This window comes from Glutamicibacter sp. (assembly GCF_035257265.1).
GTDB lineage: Bacteria > Actinomycetota > Actinomycetes > Actinomycetales > Micrococcaceae > Glutamicibacter.
In genome coordinates, this window is record NZ_DATEXC010000030.1 from 33,132 (window position 1) to 52,197 (window position 19,066).

At 59.3% G+C, this 19,066-nt stretch carries 16 protein-coding genes; 4 read left to right on the top strand and 12 right to left on the bottom strand.

Annotated features, from left to right (window positions below; genetic code table 11):
* Window positions 1–234: 234 nt before the first annotated feature.
* The 3 genes from VJ369_RS07105 to VJ369_RS07115 are packed head-to-tail and all read right to left on the bottom strand — an operon-like array spanning window position 235 to window position 2,980.
* Entirely contained in the window at window positions 235–1,437 is a 1,203-nt protein-coding gene (locus tag VJ369_RS07105) for an amidohydrolase (protein ID WP_324091393.1), read from the bottom strand.
* A 49-nt stretch (window positions 1,438–1,486) separates the two neighbouring features.
* Entirely contained in the window at window positions 1,487–2,212 is a 726-nt protein-coding gene (locus tag VJ369_RS07110) for a hypothetical protein (RefSeq protein ID WP_324091394.1), read from the bottom strand.
* 18 nt (window positions 2,213–2,230) lie between these two features.
* Window positions 2,231–2,980, bottom strand: coding sequence for a DUF5058 family protein (locus VJ369_RS07115; protein WP_324091395.1), 750 nt, complete (start codon window positions 2,978–2,980; stop codon window positions 2,231–2,233).
* Between the two features lie 261 nt (window positions 2,981–3,241).
* Here VJ369_RS07115 and VJ369_RS07120 point away from each other — a divergent pair, with 261 nt between their 5' ends.
* On the top strand, window positions 3,242–4,195 hold the full coding sequence (locus VJ369_RS07120) for an AsnC family transcriptional regulator (RefSeq protein ID WP_324091396.1): 954 nt from the start codon (window positions 3,242–3,244) through the stop codon (window positions 4,193–4,195).
* On the opposite strand, the gene VJ369_RS07125 is transcribed toward VJ369_RS07120, so the two are convergent.
* The 3 genes from VJ369_RS07125 to VJ369_RS07135 form a co-directional block, all read right to left on the bottom strand.
* A complete protein-coding gene (locus VJ369_RS07125; RefSeq protein WP_324091397.1) occupies window positions 4,181–5,596 on the bottom strand; it encodes an NAD-dependent epimerase/dehydratase family protein in 1,416 nt (471 codons plus the stop codon). The genes VJ369_RS07120 and VJ369_RS07125 overlap by 15 nt on opposite strands.
* 210 nt (window positions 5,597–5,806) lie before the next feature.
* Window positions 5,807–7,312: a sodium/proline symporter PutP gene (gene putP / locus VJ369_RS07130; protein WP_324091398.1), complete on the bottom strand. Its 1,506-nt coding sequence runs from the start codon at window positions 7,310–7,312 to the stop codon at window positions 5,807–5,809.
* Between the two features lie 187 nt (window positions 7,313–7,499).
* The gene (locus tag VJ369_RS07135; RefSeq protein ID WP_324091399.1) at window positions 7,500–8,414 is read right to left on the bottom strand and encodes a LysR substrate-binding domain-containing protein; all 915 of its coding nucleotides are present in this window, start codon (window positions 8,412–8,414) and stop codon (window positions 7,500–7,502) included.
* Window positions 8,415–8,674: 260 nt separating this feature from the next.
* On the opposite strand from VJ369_RS07135, the gene VJ369_RS07140 reads away from it, so the two are divergent.
* Window positions 8,675–12,196: a bifunctional proline dehydrogenase/L-glutamate gamma-semialdehyde dehydrogenase gene (locus VJ369_RS07140; protein ID WP_324091400.1), complete on the top strand. Its 3,522-nt coding sequence runs from the start codon at window positions 8,675–8,677 to the stop codon at window positions 12,194–12,196.
* A 193-nt stretch (window positions 12,197–12,389) separates the two neighbouring features.
* On the opposite strand, the gene VJ369_RS07145 is transcribed toward VJ369_RS07140, so the two are convergent.
* Window positions 12,390–12,851 carry a hypothetical protein gene (locus VJ369_RS07145; protein ID WP_324091401.1) on the bottom strand — a complete coding sequence of 154 codons (462 nt, stop codon included), beginning with the start codon at window positions 12,849–12,851 and terminating at the stop codon, window positions 12,390–12,392.
* Between the two features lie 235 nt (window positions 12,852–13,086).
* Between VJ369_RS07145 and VJ369_RS07150 the strand changes: the two genes are divergently transcribed.
* Window positions 13,087–13,425 carry a hypothetical protein gene (locus tag VJ369_RS07150; protein WP_324091402.1) on the top strand — a complete coding sequence of 113 codons (339 nt, stop codon included), beginning with the start codon at window positions 13,087–13,089 and terminating at the stop codon, window positions 13,423–13,425.
* A gap of 482 nt (window positions 13,426–13,907) precedes the next feature.
* A complete protein-coding gene (locus tag VJ369_RS07155) occupies window positions 13,908–14,093 on the top strand; it encodes a hypothetical protein (protein WP_324091403.1) in 186 nt (61 codons plus the stop codon).
* Here VJ369_RS07155 and VJ369_RS07160 read toward each other — a convergent pair.
* The 5 genes from VJ369_RS07160 to VJ369_RS07180 form a co-directional block, all read right to left on the bottom strand.
* A complete protein-coding gene (locus VJ369_RS07160; protein WP_324091404.1) occupies window positions 14,085–14,684 on the bottom strand; it encodes a hypothetical protein in 600 nt (199 codons plus the stop codon). The two genes, VJ369_RS07155 and VJ369_RS07160, sit on opposite strands and share 9 nt — an antisense overlap.
* A 68-nt stretch (window positions 14,685–14,752) precedes the next feature.
* A complete protein-coding gene (locus VJ369_RS07165) occupies window positions 14,753–15,925 on the bottom strand; it encodes an ABC transporter permease (RefSeq protein ID WP_324091405.1) in 1,173 nt (390 codons plus the stop codon).
* Window positions 15,922–16,803 (bottom strand): ATP-binding cassette domain-containing protein, encoded by an 882-nt coding sequence (locus tag VJ369_RS07170; RefSeq protein ID WP_324091406.1) that lies wholly within the window; start codon window positions 16,801–16,803, stop codon window positions 15,922–15,924. The genes VJ369_RS07165 and VJ369_RS07170 overlap by 4 nt, the downstream gene beginning before the upstream one ends.
* A gap of 86 nt (window positions 16,804–16,889) precedes the next feature.
* Window positions 16,890–17,549 carry a response regulator transcription factor gene (locus tag VJ369_RS07175; RefSeq protein WP_324091407.1) on the bottom strand — a complete coding sequence of 220 codons (660 nt, stop codon included), beginning with the start codon at window positions 17,547–17,549 and terminating at the stop codon, window positions 16,890–16,892.
* Window positions 17,546–18,910, bottom strand: coding sequence for a sensor histidine kinase (locus VJ369_RS07180; protein WP_324091408.1), 1,365 nt, complete (start codon window positions 18,908–18,910; stop codon window positions 17,546–17,548). The genes VJ369_RS07175 and VJ369_RS07180 overlap by 4 nt, the downstream gene beginning before the upstream one ends.
* Window positions 18,911–19,066: the final 156 nt, after the last annotated feature.

Genomic DNA, 19,066 nt, shown 5'->3' on the forward strand with positions numbered 1-19,066 from the left:
TGGTAGACCTAAGTGATGATGCTCTGCGCCCGCCGTTGGACACAATCTGAACCGGATAACTCACTCCATGGTTGTCGGTGCGAGTAAGCCGGGTGAAGCCGGGAGGTTAATCGGGAATGAATATTTAGTTTGTAGACGCGTTAGCGTTGAGCATTAGCTTAGACGCGCCAAAGTCCTAACGTGAAGTAGATGACACGTTAGGATTTTGGACGTCATAAGGCTTAGTCAGCTTTTCTATGCGAGGTAGTATCCGATGGCAGACAACGCCGCGCGAACACCGGTATCCAGCGCCGGAATGTAGTCGGGCAAGAAGTGCGGAGAATGATTGACCGGGGCAGGACCATTACTGAGGTCAAAACCGCCGAACATCCAAAACACGTTGGGTACATCCAGCGCGTCCGCCAGCGCCCCAAAGTCTTCCGAACCCATGGCCGGCGGAGCGAAGCGAACCTGGCCCGCCCCGAATTCCTGGCCGAAGGCCGCGGCTACCGATTGAGTTTGTTCGGGATCATTGTAGAGCCGTGGAAAATTGTAGAGTTCCTCAATGAGCGGGGCTTGCGCGTTAGCTGCCACCGCTTCGGCATTGATGATGCGGTTGACCGCGGCCAGCACCTGGGCGCGGACCTCTTCGGTGAGCGTGCGGATGTTCAGAGTGAATTCCGCGCGGTCCGGAATGATGTTTTCCTTCAGCCCCGCATGGAACGTCCCGCAGGTGATTACCGCCGGGCTCAGCGGATGCAGCTCGCGCGAGACGATGGTTTGCAAACGCGTGATGATATGCGCGCCAAGTACGATCGGGTCAACCGAATCCTGAGGCTGCGAGCCGTGGGACTGCTTGCCGTACAAGGTCACCTTCAGGGAGTCGGCTAACGCCATCGCGCTGCCCTCGGTGACCGCGATGGACCCGGTCTGGAACGGAAAGACATGCTGGCCGAGGACTACCTGCGGGTGTGGAACTTTATCCCACAATCCGTCGGCGAGCATGGCGCGCGCCCCGGCGGCAGTTTCCTCTCCGGGCTGGAAGATCCACAGCACCGTGCCGGACCAGTTCCCGGTACTTCTGGCCAGCACCTGTGCGGCGCCAAGCGCGGAGGCTACGTGGGTGTCATGGCCGCAACCGTGCATTACCGGCACCTCGGTGCCGTCGGCCAGCACTCCGGTGTCCACCGAGGCGTAGGCCGCGCCGGTGTCTTCCTTGATTGGCAGGCCATCGGAGTCTGCGCGGAAGGCGATGACCGGACCTTCCCCGTTGCGCTGGATGCCCACCACTCCGGTGCCACCGCAAATGAAGTTCTCGATGCCCAGCTCGTTCAGTCGTTCCTGAATGTATGAAGCCGTGGCATGTTCGGCCATCGATAGTTCGGGGTGCGCGTGCAGGTGCAGATAGTTTTTGTGCAGCGTGCGGGTTTCGTCCTCGATCAGCGCGGTGCTCAGCATGATGTCCTTTATCTTGAGGGGTAAATGTTCCGGGGGAAAGTACTCTGGTCTAGTCTTCGGTGGTGGCAACCAATGCTTTGCGGTCACGCAGCACCCAGGAAACCAGGATCGAGGCGATGACCACCAGCGCGGTAGCAAACATTGCCACCGCCGGGGCGGCCGGCAACACCACGAAGTTCATCAGCAGCGCCAGCACGATAGCGATGATGGTGGGACGCAGCGACTTCATCGCGACGATCGACTGCACGAGCACCGCACCCATCAGCGAGGGCAGGATGTAAAGCCGGGCTACGTCGATGACCTCGGCGGGAACCTGGGAAACCAGCCAGGTGCCAAGTACACCGACAAATAGCAGCAGACTGGTCAGGTGCACCGTGGCGGCACCACAGATAGCCATCACCGCGGCGAGATCCCCGCGCTTGGTTCCGGGCTTCGCTCCAATCGAGGACTGCGCCACGATGGCAGCTGGCAGTAGCTTGTTGGAAATATTGCCGATCATAAATGCTTGGTACATCGCCGCGGAACCCAGAATCGGGAAGTAGGTTACCGGCTCTACGATCCACAGCACCCCAAAGGTTGCCGCGACGGCGAGGAACGCCACCCAGATCATCGAGGGGGCAATCTGCAGGCCGGAGAAGAAGACCAGATAGATCGGGCCGAGCAGCGAAAAGATCAGCCCCGCGGTCATGGTCAGTGAGCCGTAGCGGGTGGTCTGCTTTTCAAAGCGCGCCATCGAGGCGTCGGCGCTTGTCAGATTAATGGTTGGAGTGCTCATGGGGTTCTGCTCCTGGTCTTAGGCTGCGGTGTGCAGGAAGTAGCCGGCGGTGATGGCAATGGCGATGGAGATGCCCAGCGCCCATTCCTTCAACCATTTCGCGTGCAAAACCTTGGCCAGCAGCAGGCATAGGCCCATGCTTGCCGCGGAGACCGCCACGAGAATCATGTGGATCGATGACTTCGGCAGCTCTGCGATGGTCAGTGCGGAGAATGCTCCAAGCAGCGCGGCGGTAGGGATCAGCGCCATCACCGCGGGGTTGCGCTTGGCGAGCGACTTGCCGCCCTTTTTCATGATCGGGGTCAAAATCAGCGTGGAGAGCATCCACATTGCTCCGGACAGGCTCATCGCCACCAAAGCGACGGCGAAGACCTGCTGGGTGTAGTCGGCTCCGCCGAGGGTGGCGCCCATGGACACTGCAGCGATATTCGCAGAGCCGGTTTCTGCCGAGACCGAGCCGATCAGTCCGATACGGACCAGCACCGCTGGGGTGCCAAAGAGTGCCAGCAATGCGATGGCGACGAAGACGACCGCCAGTGAGGGGCCGATGGAGGCGACGGCCCCGGCGCGGAAGGATTCCTTCAGCTCGCGTGCCGGCATATTCACGTGCGGCGCGGCAACCTTTGCGGCTCGCGCATAGAGGATCGTCTGGATGAAGATGACTGCGAACACGCCCAAGGCGCAGAACCACAGGAAGGGGGTGTTAGCGATGGCCCAGATGTCGGTTGAACTGGGATCGCCAGCGGCCAGGATAAGTGGTGGCTGCACGGTGGACTCCTGAAGGTAGGTTGCAGATGGTGCGATGTGATGTGCATCGCTTCTACCTATAACGATGGTGCTCAGCGGCGATATCGACAATAATTGGCACAAGTTGCCAGTATTCTGTCGTTTTCCACCAAAACATGGTCAGACGATGGGAAAAAAGACGGAAAATCGTCAGAAAAGACCGGGTCCTCAGTGGCCAACCTAGGCAAACGCCGAGCCGGAAAATACCGATGGCCGCCGGCCAGCACCCCACAGGAGCACCCCATGGAGCAAAAAGACGAGTTCAACGAGCTTGAACGGAAAATAGTGATCGCGCTGCAAGCCGATGGGCGCGCTATCTGGCGCAAGATCGCCCAGGTTTTCGGCGAGCCCGAACGCACCGTGGCACGCTACGGGCAGGGGCTGCTGGCCAGCGGAAGAATTTCAGTGGCGGCAATCCAGCACCGCACCGGCTCATTGGTCGCGGCCTTTACCTGCGCGCCGGGTACCGTGCGGGTGGCCTGCGAGGCATTGGCGCAACGCGGGGACACCAGCTTCAGCTATATGGTCACCGGGCAAAGTGATGTGGTCACCGAGCTGCACTACGACGGGGATCTGGCCGAGATTCTCACCATGCAGTTGCCGGCAACCCCGGGTATTAATGCGCTAGCGGTCTATCCGATCCTGAAATACTTCAAAACCATCCGCGCCTGGCGTGCCGAGCCGCTGCCAGAAGCGGCGGAGCGCGCGTTGCGGCCGGCCAGCGGCGGGGAGCTGACCGAATGGACCCCGGCCGGCGGGCTGACCGAGAATGACAAGCTGATCATCGAGGTGCTGCGCAAGGACGGCCGGGCCTCGGTGGACATGATCTCCCGGCAGGTGAAGATGAGTGAATCATCGGTGGCCCGCCGGGTGGACTGGCTGCTGCGCGGCGAGCATATCTCCATCCGCACGCTGGTGGAACCGGCGCTGCTGGGCTACCCGGTGGAGGCACTGCTCTGGGTGCAGACCTCCCCGCACAGCGTTGAGCAGCTCGGCCAGCGGCTGCGGCTGCTGCCCGAGGTGCGCTACGCCGCCGCGGTGGCGGGGGACGCACAGCTCATCGTTGATGTCACCGTGCGCACCCAAAAGGACCTGTACCGATTCATTTCCGACACCCCGTGGGGTGAGATGGTGCAGCTGAAGACCGCGATGGTGCTTTCGGCACGCAAACGCGGCGGGAAATTATTCGCCGTTTAGCGTGGCCGCAAAGTCGTTTTGGCTGAACTCGAATCCGGCATCGGCCAGCACCCGGGAGGTGACCTTGCGTCCGGTCAATGCCACGCGGGCATTGGAGCCGAGCACCGCCGCGCCAAGCTTGGGCAATAGCGTGCCGGTAGGAAGCCCTGGCAACCCGGCGGTTGAACGCAGCGCAGCCATCACCTCGGAGTTGCGCAAAGGCACCGGATGCGCCGCATGGATCAAGCCCACGGGCAGCGAAGTGCCTTCTAAGCCAAGCAGGATCCGCACCAAATGCAGCCAATCTTCCAGACCAATCCAGCTGAACCACTGCCTGCCATCACCCATTGGCCCACCCAGACCGGTGTGCACCAGCGCGGTCAGCGGCTTGAGCAGCGGCGCATCGGGATGCATCACCAGCGCGCTGCGCAGCACATAGCTACGGTCGGCGTTGACCTTCGCATCATAGAAGGCCTGCTCCCAGGCGGAGGCAACCCCGGTCATTTCCGCAAGTGCCCGCTCACCGGTAGGCAGCGGACTGTCTTCGGTAAATTCTGCTTCACCGCCATCGCCGAAGATCGCGGTGGTGCTGGACTGGATCCAGCTGGCCAAGGCGGTGCCCAGTCCGGCGGCGGCCTCGGCCAGAGTCTGTGTGGTGCGCACCCGGGAGGCGGTGAGCTTTGCGATATTTTCGTCGGTGTTGCGCTTGTCCACGCGCTCGCCGGCCAAATTGATCAGGTGCACCGGGAATTTGGCGTGGCTCAATGCACTGGTCCACGCGCCTTGGTGCAGTCCGTCCCACGGGTACTGGTCAGCGGGGAAGTCCGCTTCAATATGCCGGGTGAGCACGGCCACGGACAACCCGCGGCAGACCAGCTCGGCCACCAGATTGCGTCCGAGGAACCCACGTCCGCCGGAGATCACCACCCGCACCGGAACGGTGCGGTGCGCTCCCGAAGGAATGACCTTGAAGAGTCTGGCGCAGGCTAGTGCAAAGTCCTCGCAGAGGGTGTTGGCGACGCTGAATTTGAAGGCGGCGGTGCCTGGACCGCGCAGGATCACGGTGAAGCGCAGGATCGCTCCGGTACCGGCGGCATCTACCTGCCAGCGCAATACCATTTCGCCACCGGGCTGCGGCTGGGTGAACTCGACCAGGCGCTGAGCCGGATTGCGCCGGGTGATCGAGCCTGCCGGCGCGGTCTTTTGATGCAGCGGGCCAAAGATTTTTCCCGGGGCCAAAAGATCAACCTTGGTACCTACTCCGCGCTGGTCATCGTGCACCACAAAACCGTCGAAGCTCTTCATCCAGCTGCCGGTCTGCGACAGGTTGCCGACGATCGAATACACGGCCTCGGGATCTGCGGCGAGGTATTGCGATTCGGTGCGCTGCCAGCGAGTGAACTTAGTGAGCGTCTGCGCCATGGCTGGATCATCCTTCGAGGTGAAACGAAACTTCGGACACCTCTAGGTTACTGTGCACCGGGTGCCACCGGCACCCGCTACGCGCCGATTGCGCTCTGGGTGAGCGTGGTGCACCGGCGTGGAGGCGGTTAAACGCAGAAACCGGCGTTGTGCGAAGCGATGAAGCTTTGCACAACGCCGGTAACTTGAGCGTTTATAGCGCGGTACGCCTTAGGCGGTGACCTTCGCGCCAACCTCTTCTTCCATCGAGGTGAATTCAGCCTCGATTTCAGTGCTTGGTTTGAACGTTGCACGCGAGACGAGCCATGCAACCACGAGGCAGACCAAGAAGCCTGGCACAATTTCGTACATGTTGCTGGACAACACATCGATATTGCCCCAGATGAAGACAACGGCTGCACCGGTGATCATGCCGGCGAAGGCACCAATCGCGGTGAGTTTACGCCAGTACAGGGCCAGTAGCACGATGGGACCGAAGGCGCCGCCGAAGCCGGCCCAAGCGAAAGCCACCAGGTCCAGGATCGAGGAGTTCGGGTTCAGTGCCAGCAGTGCTGCGACGACCGCGATGACCAGCACGCCGGTGCGTCCGAGCATCACTAGCGCCTTCGGCGAAGCCTTGCGACCGGTGATGTTGTAGAGGTCTTCAACCAGTGCAGAAGAGCAAACGATCATCTGTGAGGACATCGTTGACATAATTGCTGCCAACACGGCCGCGAGCACTAGACCAGCGACGAATGGGTGGAAGAAGACTTGGCTGAGCAGCAAGAACACGGTTTCGCTGTTTGTCTCGCTCAGCGGATCCTTCGCAAAGTACGCGATACCGATCAGCGAGGTCGCGATTGCGCCAATGGAGGTCAGGAACATCCAGCCCACGCCAATGCGACGTGCAGTCTTTGCCTCGGCTGGAGTACGCAGCGCCATGAAGCGGACCAGGATGTGCGGCTGACCGAAGTAACCCAAGCCCCATGCAGCGGTGGAGAAGATCGCGAGGACCGCGACCCACCAGGCGTTGTCGGAGAACGAGGAGAACAGGTTGAATGCCTCGGGGTTTGCCGTGGTGATGCGCGAGCCCAGAGTTTCGAAGTCACCGATCTGTATGACAGCGACGATAGGTACGGCAATGAGTGCGGCGAACATCAGCAGGCCCTGAGCCACGTCGGTCAGCGATGCGCCAAGGAATCCACCAAACAGGGTGTAGAGCAAGGTGATGACCGCTACGAAGATCATGCCGCTCAGGTAAGGCCAGCCGAAGGAGGCATCAAAGAACTTGCCGGCGGCGACCATGCCCGAAGAGACGTAGAAGGTGAAGAATACCAAGATGATGACCGCGCTACCGATACGCAGCAGGTGCTTATTATCCTTCAGACGCTTTTCAAAGAAGCTGGGGATGGTGATGGCGTTCTGCGAGATTGCGGTGTAGGAACGTAGGCGAGGAGCCACGTACTTCCAGTTCAGCCAGGCGCCGATCAAGAGACCGATACCGATCCAAGCCTCGTGCATGCCGCCAAGGTAGATTGCGCCGGGCAAGCCCATAAGCAGCCAGCCGGACATGTCACTTGCACCTGCGGACAGGGCTGCTACCCCGGGCTTCAAGCCACGGCCTGCAAGCATGTAGTCGTCGATGTCGTTCGTTCGTCTAAAGGCTACGTAGCCGATGCCGAGCATCGCGCCCATGTAGATGACGATCGCGATGATCTGATAGGTCTGGTCAGACATTTTCCCTCATTGCCGTTTATTGTCCGTCGGAGCGAGTGGTCACCCGAGTAGACAGCGGATCTTGTGGTGCGAGTCACCACTATTGCACTTAAATTCCTGTTTGTCTCGGTGACCTACTTCGCTCGTAATCGTTTTGTGACCTTAGGAACACTACCGAACTACCTGGCAGAAGCAGAATCGAGTTTTCTTAGGCGGACTGATTTTTTAGCTGTTCGTGCACCAAGGTGCGCACCGCTGCAATGGAGGGGGAGCGCGCTGAAGAGTGGCGCATGGCGGTAAAAATAGTGCGCACCGGGGAGTTGTCTAGATCTACGAAGCGCAGCTGCCGCTCGAACTGTGTCCAGACCAAATCGGGCAGCAATGCCACCGCGGTGCCGGTTTCCACCAGGGTGACATGTGCCTGAAGATCTGCCGTTTCGTAACGCACGTCGGGTTCAAAACCGGCCATGCGGCAGGACTGTTCCGCCCAGTGGCGACTCGCGGCTCCCGGGGGTTCCATCACCCAGGGAAGGGTGGCTGCCTCGGTTAGCGAAGTGACGCGATCAAAATCGGTATTGCCCTCGCCGCCGAACAGTGGAAGAGCTAAACGAATCGGATCATGGGCTAGATGACGGCGATCTAAGGACTCAAAGATCGGGGCGGCGTGACCTTGATACTGTTCGGCAATCACCAGATCAAAGTTCCGCGCACTGGTTTCATGCAGTGCTTCCTCCGGCTCATGCTGGGTCATTTCCACGCGCAGATGTGGGTGCAGATCATGAAGTTTGCGCAATACCGGAGGCATGACCGCGAGCATTGCGGTCTGGAATACTGCCAGTCGCACGGTGCCCGAGACGCTGGACATGGTCGCTGCCAGATCTGCTTCGGCGCGTTCCATGGAACCCAATAATTCTTCGGTGTGCGCCACCAGAACTTGGGCCTGTGGGGTGAGTGCCAGCTTGCGTCCATTGCGGCGCAAGAGCTCGACTCCGGCCTCTTCTTCGAGTTGACTCAATTGCTGGGAAACCGAGGAAGGAGAGTAGCTCAGTACGTCCGCCACCTCGGCTATCGTTCCGCGAATACTTAGCTCCCTGAGTAGACGTAATCTTCGCAGTTCAAGCATGGGTTCAACTCCGGTCTCTACGCGGTACTTTGAGGGTGCAAAAGGGGTGATTTAAGCACCTGTCAATACATTAGCAAACCCGAAGTGAAACGTTCGGTTTTGTTCACTTTTGCTTAAGCAAAGTTAGGGTCATACTCGAATTGCACACAGCATTTTCGCGGCCAACTATCCGGTGATTCCGTAAGCTCGTCAGCCATCACGAAATTCGCGTTCGGTGTATTTAATCCAAGTACGCATCGCATCGAAGGGACCGACACAACATGTCATCCTCTATCACCACCGCACGAACCGTCGCACCGGCGGTCGACTCGGCAGGCAACCCCCTGACCCTTCCGGCAGAACTTGCAGACGAGACAATTAAACTAGTCCGTCACTGGCTGACCGAAGCCTCCACCTTCCCTATCGATGCCTCCGCAGCCCGGCTGGCCGGAGTACTCAAGGACCCTAAGGGTCTGGACTTCACCGTCGGGTTTGTTGATGGTGTCATCCGCCCTGAAGATCTAAAGGTCGCCGCGGGCAACCTGAAGAAGCTGGCCCCGATGGTGCCAGGCTTCCTGCCTTGGTACATGCGCAAGGCAGTCGCGCTGGGCGGCACCATGGCACCGGTACTGCCATCGATCGTTGTGCCTATCGCGCGCCGTGTGCTGCGCGAAATGGTGGGACACCTGATCATCGACGCGTCGGATCACAAGCTGGGCGGCGCGATCTCCAAGATCAAGCGCGACGGCGTCAACCTGAATGTCAACCTGCTCGGTGAGGCGATCCTCGGCCAGGGCGAAGCAACCCGCCGGCTGGACGGCACCACCAAGCTATTGAGCCGCGATGACGTGGACTACGTCTCGATCAAGGTCTCTTCCACCGTCGCCCCGCATAACCATTGGGCCTTCGACGAAGCGGTGGAGCACATTGTCGAAAAGCTGCGCCCACTGTACGAGCTGGCAAATATGGCAGCAAAGAAGAAGTTCATCAACCTGGACATGGAAGAGTTCAAGGACCTGGAGCTGACCATCGCGGTCTTCACCAAGATCCTGGCACTGCCAGAGTTCAAGGAACTGTCTGCCGGCATCGTCTTGCAGGCCTATCTACCTGACGCACTGGGCGCGATGATTGAACTTCAAGAGTTCTCCGCAGCCCGTGTGGCGCAGGGCGGTGCTCCTATTAAGGTGCGCGTGGTTAAGGGCGCTAACCTGCCCATGGAAATCATGGAGGCGGACATCCATGGCTGGCCGCTAGCCACCTGGCATTCCAAGCAGGACACCGACACCAGCTACAAGTCGGTACTCGAATACGCGCTGCGCCCGGGCCACGTGGACAACGTGCGCATCGGCATTGCAGGACACAACCTGTTCGACATCGCATTAGCGTGGCTACTTGCCAAGGCGCGCGACGTCAAGCACGGCATCGAGTTTGAAATGCTGCTGGGCATGGCCACCGGCCAGGCCGAAGCGGTACGCCGCGACGTCGGCGAACTATTGTTGTACACCCCGGTAGTGCACCCGGCTGAATTCGACGTGGCCATCGCCTACCTGATCCGCCGTCTCGAAGAAGGAGCCAGCCAGGAAAACTTCATGTCCGCGGTCTTCGAACTGGAGAAGAACGAGGAACTCTTTGAGCGGGAGAAGAACCGCTTCCTCGCCTCGCTGGAAAACCTGCATGATGTGGTGCCGGCCTCGCACCGCGTACAAAACCGTCAGGAGTCCGACCCGGCACTGACCGGGATCGTGGCCGGGTTTGCCGACGGATCCACCAGCTTCTTCAATACCCCGGATACCGACCCTGATCTTGACGTGAACCGCAGCTGGGGACGCGGGATCCTCTCCAAGATGCAGGATTCTAAGCTCGGCAAGGATCTGGTTGCGGCCAATACCCTGCACTCGGCCAGCGAAATGGACGAGGCCATCGCCATGGGCGTTGACGCCTCGGCACAGTGGCAGGCCCTGGGTGCGCAGGCCCGCGCCGAAATTCTGCACCGCGCCGGACTGCTCTTTGAAGAGCGCCGCGCGATGCTGCTGGAGGTACTCGGTTCGGAATGCGGAAAGAACATCGACCAGGGTGACGTGGAAATCTCCGAGGCGATCGACTTTGCGCACTACTACGCGCAGCGTGGACTGGAACTGGACACCGTTGATGGCGCAACCTTTGTGCCTTCGAAGCTGACGGTAGTCACTCCGCCGTGGAACTTCCCCATGGCAATCCCTGCCGGTTCGACCATGTCCGCACTGGCCGCCGGCTCCGCGGTGATCATCAAGCCTGCCACCTTGGCCTCGCGCATCGGTTCGGTGCTGGTGCAGACCCTCTGGGACGCCGGAGTGCCTAAGGACGTACTGCAGCTGGTGTTCGCCGGCAACCGTGACCTGGGTACCCAGCTTGTGTCCGACGAGCGGCTGGATCGTTTGATCCTCACCGGTGGCTACGAAACCGCAGAACTCTTCCGTTCCTTCCGCAAGGACCTGCCACTGCTGGCGGAAACCTCGGGCAAGAACGCCATCATCGTTACCCCGCATGCGGACCTGGACCTTGCAGCCCGCGACGTGGTTGCCTCGGCCTTCGGGCACGCGGGGCAGAAATGCTCCGCCGCCTCACTCGTAGTACTCGTTGGCTCCGTGGCAGATTCACGGCGCTTCAACAGCCAGCTGATCGACGCGGTGAAGTCGCTGAAGGTCGGTTACCCATGGAGCCCGGAATCCCAGATGGGCCCATTGATCGATGAGCCAGGTGAAAAGCTGAAGCGTGGTTTGACCACCCTCGGTGCCGGTGAGCGTTGGGCTGTGGAACCGAAGCAGCTTGATGACTCGGGCAAGCTCTACTCGCCAGGCGTGCGTTATGGGGTCAAGCGTGGCAGCGAATACCACCTGACCGAATACTTCGGTCCGATCCTTGGCGTGATGACCGCACCGACCCTGGAGGAAGCAGTAGAGCTGGTCAACGAGGTCGACTTCGGGTTGACTTCGGGCTTGCACTCGCTGGACCGCGATGAGTTGGCTTACTGGATGGAAAACATCCAGGCCGGAAACATCTACGTAAACCGTGGCATCACCGGCGCTATCGTGCAGCGCCAGCCATTTGGCGGCTGGAAGAAGTCCGCCATTGGTGCAGGCACCAAGGCTGGTGGCCCGAACTACCTGGTCGGCATGGGCAGCTGGGTTGACGCACCGGTGCGCGAAACCGCCGCACTGTCCGTCTTTGACGAACGGCTGCTGAATGCAGCGGAGCTATCCGAAACCGACGCGGCGTGGCTGCGCGGTGCGCTGGGTAGCGACAAGCTGTGGTGGAATCAGGAATTCAACCAGGCTAAGGACCGCTCGGGTCTGGTCTCGGAACGCAATATCTTCCGCTACAAGCCGGTAGACGTCACCGTACGCTTCGAGGCCGCAACCAGTGAACACGGTGTGGCCGAGGCGCTGCGTGTGGTCGCTGCCGGGGTCACCGCAGGATCCCGTGTGCTGCTTTCCAGCGAGCTGGAACTGCCTCGCGGGGTGCGCAATCTGTTCGCCGAACACTCGGTGATCGTGGTTGATGAGGATGCGGAAGCTTTCGCCGCCCGGGCTGCTCGCCTGGCCGCGAAGACCGGACCGGCTTCTTCGTCACGAATCCGTTTGATCGGTGGTTCGGTGAAGGCTCTGGCCGAGGCTACCGATGGCAAGCCGGATGTGGCGATCTACGCCTCGCCGGTCACCGGTGCCGGACGCGTGGAAATGCTGCCGTTCCTGCACGAGCAGGCCGTGTCGATTACCGCGCACCGCTTCGGTACGCCGAATCACCTCAGCGATGAATTGATCTAGCAAACCGCTGATTTTTAGCGCACAGTCCGTGGGCCGGTCCGCACCTCTTCTTGAGGCCGGACCGGCCCACGGTGCTTAACGATGGTTAAATGAGACAGTATGGAGCTGGCCTGAAGCGGCATTCGAACGGATACCATCTCCTGTAACTCATCATGTCTGGTAGCTTCAGGTATTGGCGCAAAGTGACGGATCCTTATTCCAAAAGCTCTCCGACCCCGCGAAAGTTTATTTCACCGAGGGTGACTATGTGCAGGTATTGCTCCGGTGCTGCTTGTTCAGCGGTCTCCCGACTGCAATATAGAGCCGTGGGCTGTGGAGACTCCATGATCCCGAAGATTGGATTCCCATCGGCGTCCTCATCGTACGATGACAAAGTAGTATGCGTGAGATACAAAACGCAGCCTCCTGCCAGGTCTATGCTTTCAGCACCCTGCACCTTTCGGGCTTCCCAGCTGATTTTAGTGTCTAGATACTTTTCCTGAATCGCAAAGCATTCACGTTCACTGGCCACGATCGCAATTATTGGCTCTATGCATTCCAGATCCGGAAACGGGCTGGGTTGTTTACCGTAGACAACGTAAACCATCAGGTCCTGTGAATGTTTCGAGCCAAGACGAATCTTGAGTTTTGTCAGGATGCTGCTTAGAGACGGCATGGAACCTCCTTCTGTACAGGAGTATAGGCGCCAGCATATTAATTCCTGCCTTTGTAGACAATAGTTCCGAGAGCGCTACCTGACCAGGTGGTTTTTCGAAGACTTACATGTCAGTGCGTGATTCGTCTGCTCGAAGACAGGGTTACCGCAAAGTCCGGACAGTCTACCCAATTCATAGGTTGATTGGATAAAGTCATTCAACTGCATTTCCTACGGGTGCGCGTACGTGATAAGCGTGAAAGGTAACCAACCCACGCTCCAGGCTGAATGTGCTGCCCTGGGCTGGGATGACATCCCGGTGGCCGACAGGATGGAAGTCTGGGAACGCGGCAGGTATGTGCGCCGTGGGTTGAAGCTGGGGCCCCCGGTCGACTCGTTGAAGATTGCTTGGCAGTGGGCATTGCAGGTGGGCCAGCTGACCCGTATCAGCCAGCGGACAGCCAACGGCAAGATCAGGCGGGAGACTGTTTACGTGGTGACCTCGCTGGCGCCTGGCAGGGAGAATGCAATGGTGGTTAACCGGATGCTGGTGAACCATTGGGGGAATCGAGCATTAGGTCCACTGGGTTCGTGATGTGGGGTTCAACGACGACAAGAGCCATATCACGCGTGGGGCAGCGGCCAGGGTGGCTGCGTCTTTGGTGAACCTGACGTTGTCGGGGATGCGGTTGGCCTGGTTTGATCAGATCGCTAAAACACGGTGTCGGGAGCGCGGATGATAGTCATCCATGGTGGTCAGCTTTCTTGGAGGTAGGGGACATGCTCAAGTATGAGACTCCACCATCCAGGTCCTTTCTTGGTGGCTTGACGTAAATGAGGTGTCAGCAATCCCACTGCAGGCAGTGCTGACACCTCACTCGTTTCAGATTTTGGCACTATTCGATTAGTGCTGTGACGAGCCGGATTGAGGACGCTGCGATGGCGATAAGCCCGATTACTCCGTAGAGATTTTGCCATCATGTATTGCGTAAATCGTCCATGACCGATGTTTTGTTAGCCATTATGATGAGCAGCAATCCTAGTAATGGAGCGATTAATACAGGCGAGGATTAGAACGTGAGGGTTACGACTAACTCGAAGGCCAAGATGAGTCCGGTGATGGTCTTAGCCATGGGCGAGCCAGCTCTTCTCATCAAGCAGGTAGTCGCTACTCTGAGCACCGCACGAATTGCTATTACCGAGGTCGTTGGCAGAACTATGCCCGTCCGTGTTGCCCATGGAGCGGTGCGTGGGTCAGCGTGAGGACTTCGAAGGCAATTTCTCAGGACCGGAGTAGCGGGCTGCTATCGCATCGGCGGCGACCGCAAACCACGCGGGCAGGATATAGCGTGCCATGGTGGCGAGCATAAAAGTGGTCAGCGATCCGTCGGCCGCCTGAGCGGTGTTCAGCGTGAGGAAGCCCAGCCCCAGCCCGGTCACCAGGCCGGTGATCCAGCCAGCCAGGCGACGTGGGCGAAGAATAAACCAGCCGGTGAGGGTGAGTAACGGAAGGATCAGGCCAAGGGTGTGGAAATAGCCTGTATAGGCTCCGGTTAGATCCAAGGCAGAGACGAAGAACCAGTCGCCGTATTCAATGGTGCCGAGTACCGGGAGTTTGAGCAAGACGTCGAGCAGCAGGCTAAGCATGATGATCCCAATGCCGAAGATTTTTGCCGCACGGGTGATCGGCAGCAGCCACAAAGCGGCCAGTACCAGGCAGCGCAGTACCCAGAGGCTGACTACTACCAGGGCGTTCGAACCTAAGACCAGATGGGTCATGGCTAGCGCCGTGTTGCCGGCTAATCCTAGGAGCACCGCGAACCAGATGAAGATGGACAGTGCTGAAAGCTGCATGCGTGGTTTGTTCTCGGTCACCGAATCAAGTGTAGTCAGCGCGGCTGTGTACTAGCTATATTGGCGGTTTAGAGCTCCAGCTTGAGCGCCTTGCGCAGGGTTAGCGCCCCACCGGTGTGCATTACCGCCCGGCGGTAGATGCGTTCGGCGAACAAAATGGTGAACCAGCAGGTAGCCAGCGTGATTGCGAGCGAGATGATCGGTTCGACCAGCGAGATTTCTCCGCTGAGCAGACGGATTGGCATCGCCACGGAGGAAACTATTGGCACATAGGACGCGATCACCAGGAAGCCGCCCTTGGCATAGATCCCGATGAAGAGCACCGCCATCAGCACTCCGATGACCGGCCCGGAAGATTGCTGGAGGTCTTCGGTGCGGCTGGCTAGTGCACCGAGTGTCGCCCAGATGCCTGCGAGCACCAGGAATCCGCCGAGGAAGAAGACCACAAACCAACCAGCTACCTGCGAGACGACTCCAAGAAATGGGATCTGGACTGGTGAGAGATAGGCGGCGAGCAGACCGACCGCTAGGAAGAGCAGCAATTGGGCGAGTGCGAGAATCACGTTCCCCAGGATTTTGCCGGCGAGCAGCTGACGAAGGTTGATCGCTGAGGCAAGGATCTCCACTACTCGGTTTTGTTTTTCTTCGATCACCGAGTTGGCAATAGGCATGCCGAAGATGATTGCGGACATGTAGAACAAGAACGAAAAGAGCAAGGCCATGGCCTGGATCATTGAGGATCGTTCGGCGTCCCCATGCATTTGGCTGATCTCCAGCGCTTTATCGCCCGGCAGCTGGTCTGTGTTCAGGCCGGCCGAAGTGAGCAGCTGCGCGGTCAGCACCTTTTCGGTGGCGTCACGCAGCGCCCCTTGCAGCTTTGCCGGGACTTCATCGGATCCGGTGAGCATGAATTTATTTGCGGCGCTCTGGCTCAGCGTGGCATCAAGCTGACCGGCATCTAGTTGCGCGGTGGCATCATTGGGCGGCAACTGTTCGACGCTGATTTTCAACTGTTCTTCGGCATCGGAAGCTGCTTGGTTGAGCACGGTGAGGCTGGCCTGGTCGGTGGCGGCCACCGAAAATTGCGTGGTGCGGGTGGCGAGAAATCCGGTTACGGCGATCGAACCGATAATCAGCAACAGCGTGACAAGGGTGGAAATGATGAAGGCCTTGTCGCGCAGTTTAGTTTCCACCTCGCGCAGGGTGACGATCAGCCAGGGGTGAGTAGTTTGGGTGCTCATGCGATGATCTCCCGATAGATATCTGCCAGTGCCGGGCGGTGCACGGCAAATTCTGTGACGTTGCCGCGGGACAGTGCGTGGGTGAGCACGCGTTGGGAATCGGCGACGGTAGCGAAGCTGACCAGGGCGTTGGAACCTGACAAGTCGATCACTTCGACTCCAGATTCGGTACGCAGCCAGCCGGCATCTGCGCCTAAACAAAGTTGGTAACGGGAGGTGTGAGCCGCACGTAGTTCTTCGGCCGAGGCATTGGCGCGGATCTTGCCATCTTGGATAATCACCAAATGATCAACCAAGGTGTCCAGCAGATCTAGTTGGTGTGAAGAGAAGAGCACCGGGACGCCGCGGGCCGCGTAATCGGCCAGAATCGAGCTCATCGCGTCCACAGCCAGTGGGTCCAGACCACTGAAAGGTTCATCGAGCACTAGCACGTCTGGTTCGTGCAGCAGCGCGGCGGCCACCTGGACACGTTGCTGGTTTCCCAGCGAGAGCGACTCGAGTTTTGACTTGGCGCGGTGTTCCAATCCGAAGCGGGAGAGCAGCTCCATGGCGCGCTCGCGGGCGGTAGCCCGAGATAAGGAGTGCAGTTGACCCAGGTAAATCAGCTGATCGATGATTGGTTGTTTGGGATAAAGCCCGCGTTCTTCGGGCATGTAGCCAAAGCTTGGCCGGGTCGGCGCCGACAATGTTTTACCGTCTAGAGACACGTGGCCGGAATTCGCGGCGAGGAGCCCCATGATGATGCGCATGGTGGTGGTTTTCCCGGCCCCATTGGCGCCGACAAATCCGGTCAGCGCACCGCGCGGCACCGCGAAGCTGACCTCATCCAACACCTTGGTGCCGGAAAATGAGCGGCTGATCTGGTGGAGTTCGAGCATGGGCGGGGCCGTCTTTCTGGCGTGTGGTCACTGTACTTCCAGCTTAGGCAGGTCGTTGTCCATCTACGTGAGCCGGAGGGATGAAACTATTGGATGAGCCCGGCACGGTGGGCGTAGAGGGCCGCTTGCACCCGGTCGCGCAGGTGCAGTTTGGCTAAAAGATTGGAGAGGTGTGTTTTCACCGTCGCTTCGGACAGTGATAGCACCTCGGAAATTTCCTGGTTATTTTTGCCTGTGGCCAGCTCGGTGAGCACTTGCAGCTCGCGGGCAGTTAGTGCACGCAACGGGGTGAGGTCTGACTGGTCGGCGCCGGCGGTGAGGGCCGTACCGGTCTGGCGTTTGATGAGTTTGAGCGTGACCTCAGGGGAGAGCAATCCGTAGCCGGCGTGGATTTGGTGGACTGCGGTGATCAGCAGTTCGGGTTCGGCATTTTTCAGCAGGAATCCGCTGGCGCCGGCATCAAGTGCGTCAAATAGGTAATCTTCGCGGTCAAAGGTGGTCAGCACAATGATTTTGGTGCGTGTAGACCCGGAAAGCTGGGTGGTGGCTCCGATGCCGTCCAGCTGTGGCATTTGAATATCCATCAGTGCCACGTCTGGGGTGAGCTCGGTGATCAGCGCTACCGCCTCGGTCCCGTTACTGGCAGCGCCGATGACTTCAAGGCCCGGATCTGTTTCCAAGATGAGCTTCAGCGAAGAACGGATCAACGGTTGATCATCACAGATCACCACCGAAATTTTGCTCATGATTCAATCCTGTCGATGGTATCTGGCAGACGGAGTCGCGCGCGGGTGCGCCAGCCGCGTGGGATGCGCGGACCGATTTCTACGAGGCCGTGGTGTAGTGCAGCGCGTTCGCGGATGCCGCGTAAGCCAAAACCTGTGCCCGCTGTGTCTGGCCGGGGGGAGCCCTGGTCGGTGACTTCAATTTCTACCCAGGTACCTTGCTCGTCGATTCCTGAGCGTAACGCGAGGGTGGCGGTGCGTGCGGTGGAGTGGCGGCGCACGTTGGCTAGCGCTTCGCCGCTAATCCGGTACAGGGCCAGTGAGAGTCCGGGGGCCAGAGAGTCAAAGAAGTCGTGGCTGTGTTCATCGCGGGAGAGGCTCACCTGTAGTCCTTGCGCGGCATTCTCTTGAAGAAGCTGGGAAATTTGGGCAATGGAAGGTTCCGGGTCACGACTGGAGGACATACCGGTTTCGGAATGATCCAGTGACTGTTCGCGCAGCACGCCGAGCAATGAGCGGGTTTCTGCCACCGCGCTGCGTGCGGAGGATTCAATGCCGCGCATTAACTCGATGGCCTGTGCCGGATCCCGGGGTTGCACTAATCGGGCGGCGGAAGCTTGCACCCCGACGGACGCGATGTGGTGGGCGATAACGTCATGTAATTCTCGCGCGATGCGCAGCCGTTCCTCGTTGACTGCGCGGGCGGCGAGTTCTTCTGCCTGGACGGCGATGCGTGCTGCCTGGCTGAGTACTACCGATTTGGAGTAGGAGTTTGACCAGCTGGTTAGCCCTATGAAGATGGCGCCGCCAAAGTAGAGTGCATTGATGACGAAAGAGTAGAGCGGTAGGGCCATATTTTCCGGGATGGAACCCATGGGGTTCTCAACCATCAGCTGGTTATTGGCCGCGAAGAGGTCGCTGGTGAAGAAAGAAATGATCAGCCACACTGCCATACTCAGCAGTACCAAGCCCATTGCGGTCCACAGCCCGCGGCGGTTGCGCGCCCAGGCTACCGCGGTGTAGAGACCCAAAAAATAGCCTAACTGAGCACAGAATTGCATGGCCACCGTTGCGGTGGCAGTGGACCCGCCAATCAGAAATGCGGCGGATCCGATGAGCATCATGGCGATCGGCCAGCGTCTGCGGAACATCAGCGGCAAAATCAGTGCCGCGAGCAGTGCAAAGGCCAGCGGGCGGTCCGCACTTTTGCCGGCCTCGGTCATCGACAGCACCAATTCCTGCATCAGCAAGGCCAGAACGAAGAAGCCCAGTGCCGAGAAGATATCGCGGCGAAGTGCCGCCGGGGTGGGTGCCTCGCGTTCCCAGTCGGGCGGTGGCAACGAGGGGACGCGGCGGTGCAGGAGCTGCGAGAGGCGGAGCATGGTCTCTTCCTCTTTCGGGTATCGATGGCGAGATTGATCGTCCGCACAGGACTTTACCTGCCCGGCGGTGCCCAATGGATGAGTCTTGCGGATTACATCGTTCGTCGCGGTAGGTGTCATTGAACATGGTCAAATAAGTTACCGGACGGTAATGTG

Coding starts and splice junctions, on each gene's coding strand:
- VJ369_RS07145 (WP_324091401.1), bottom strand. CDS start 12,851: ATGCCGTCTCTAAGCAGCATCCTGACAAAACTCAAGATTCGTCTTGGC.
- putP (WP_324091398.1), bottom strand. CDS start 7,312: ATGTCTGACCAGACCTATCAGATCATCGCGATCGTCATCTACATGGGC.
- VJ369_RS07160 (WP_324091404.1), bottom strand. CDS start 14,684: ATGCAGCTTTCAGCACTGTCCATCTTCATCTGGTTCGCGGTGCTCCTA.
- VJ369_RS07125 (WP_324091397.1), bottom strand. CDS start 5,596: ATGGCGCAGACGCTCACTAAGTTCACTCGCTGGCAGCGCACCGAATCG.
- VJ369_RS07120 (WP_324091396.1), top strand. CDS start 3,242: ATGGAGCAAAAAGACGAGTTCAACGAGCTTGAACGGAAAATAGTGATC.
- VJ369_RS07135 (WP_324091399.1), bottom strand. CDS start 8,414: ATGCTTGAACTGCGAAGATTACGTCTACTCAGGGAGCTAAGTATTCGC.
- VJ369_RS07175 (WP_324091407.1), bottom strand. CDS start 17,549: ATGAGCAAAATTTCGGTGGTGATCTGTGATGATCAACCGTTGATCCGT.
- VJ369_RS07165 (WP_324091405.1), bottom strand. CDS start 15,925: ATGAGCACCCAAACTACTCACCCCTGGCTGATCGTCACCCTGCGCGAG.
- VJ369_RS07110 (WP_324091394.1), bottom strand. CDS start 2,212: ATGAGCACTCCAACCATTAATCTGACAAGCGCCGACGCCTCGATGGCG.
- VJ369_RS07105 (WP_324091393.1), bottom strand. CDS start 1,437: ATGCTGAGCACCGCGCTGATCGAGGACGAAACCCGCACGCTGCACAAA.
- VJ369_RS07140 (WP_324091400.1), top strand. CDS start 8,675: ATGTCATCCTCTATCACCACCGCACGAACCGTCGCACCGGCGGTCGAC.
- VJ369_RS07170 (WP_324091406.1), bottom strand. CDS start 16,803: ATGCTCGAACTCCACCAGATCAGCCGCTCATTTTCCGGCACCAAGGTG.
- VJ369_RS07180 (WP_324091408.1), bottom strand. CDS start 18,910: ATGCTCCGCCTCTCGCAGCTCCTGCACCGCCGCGTCCCCTCGTTGCCA.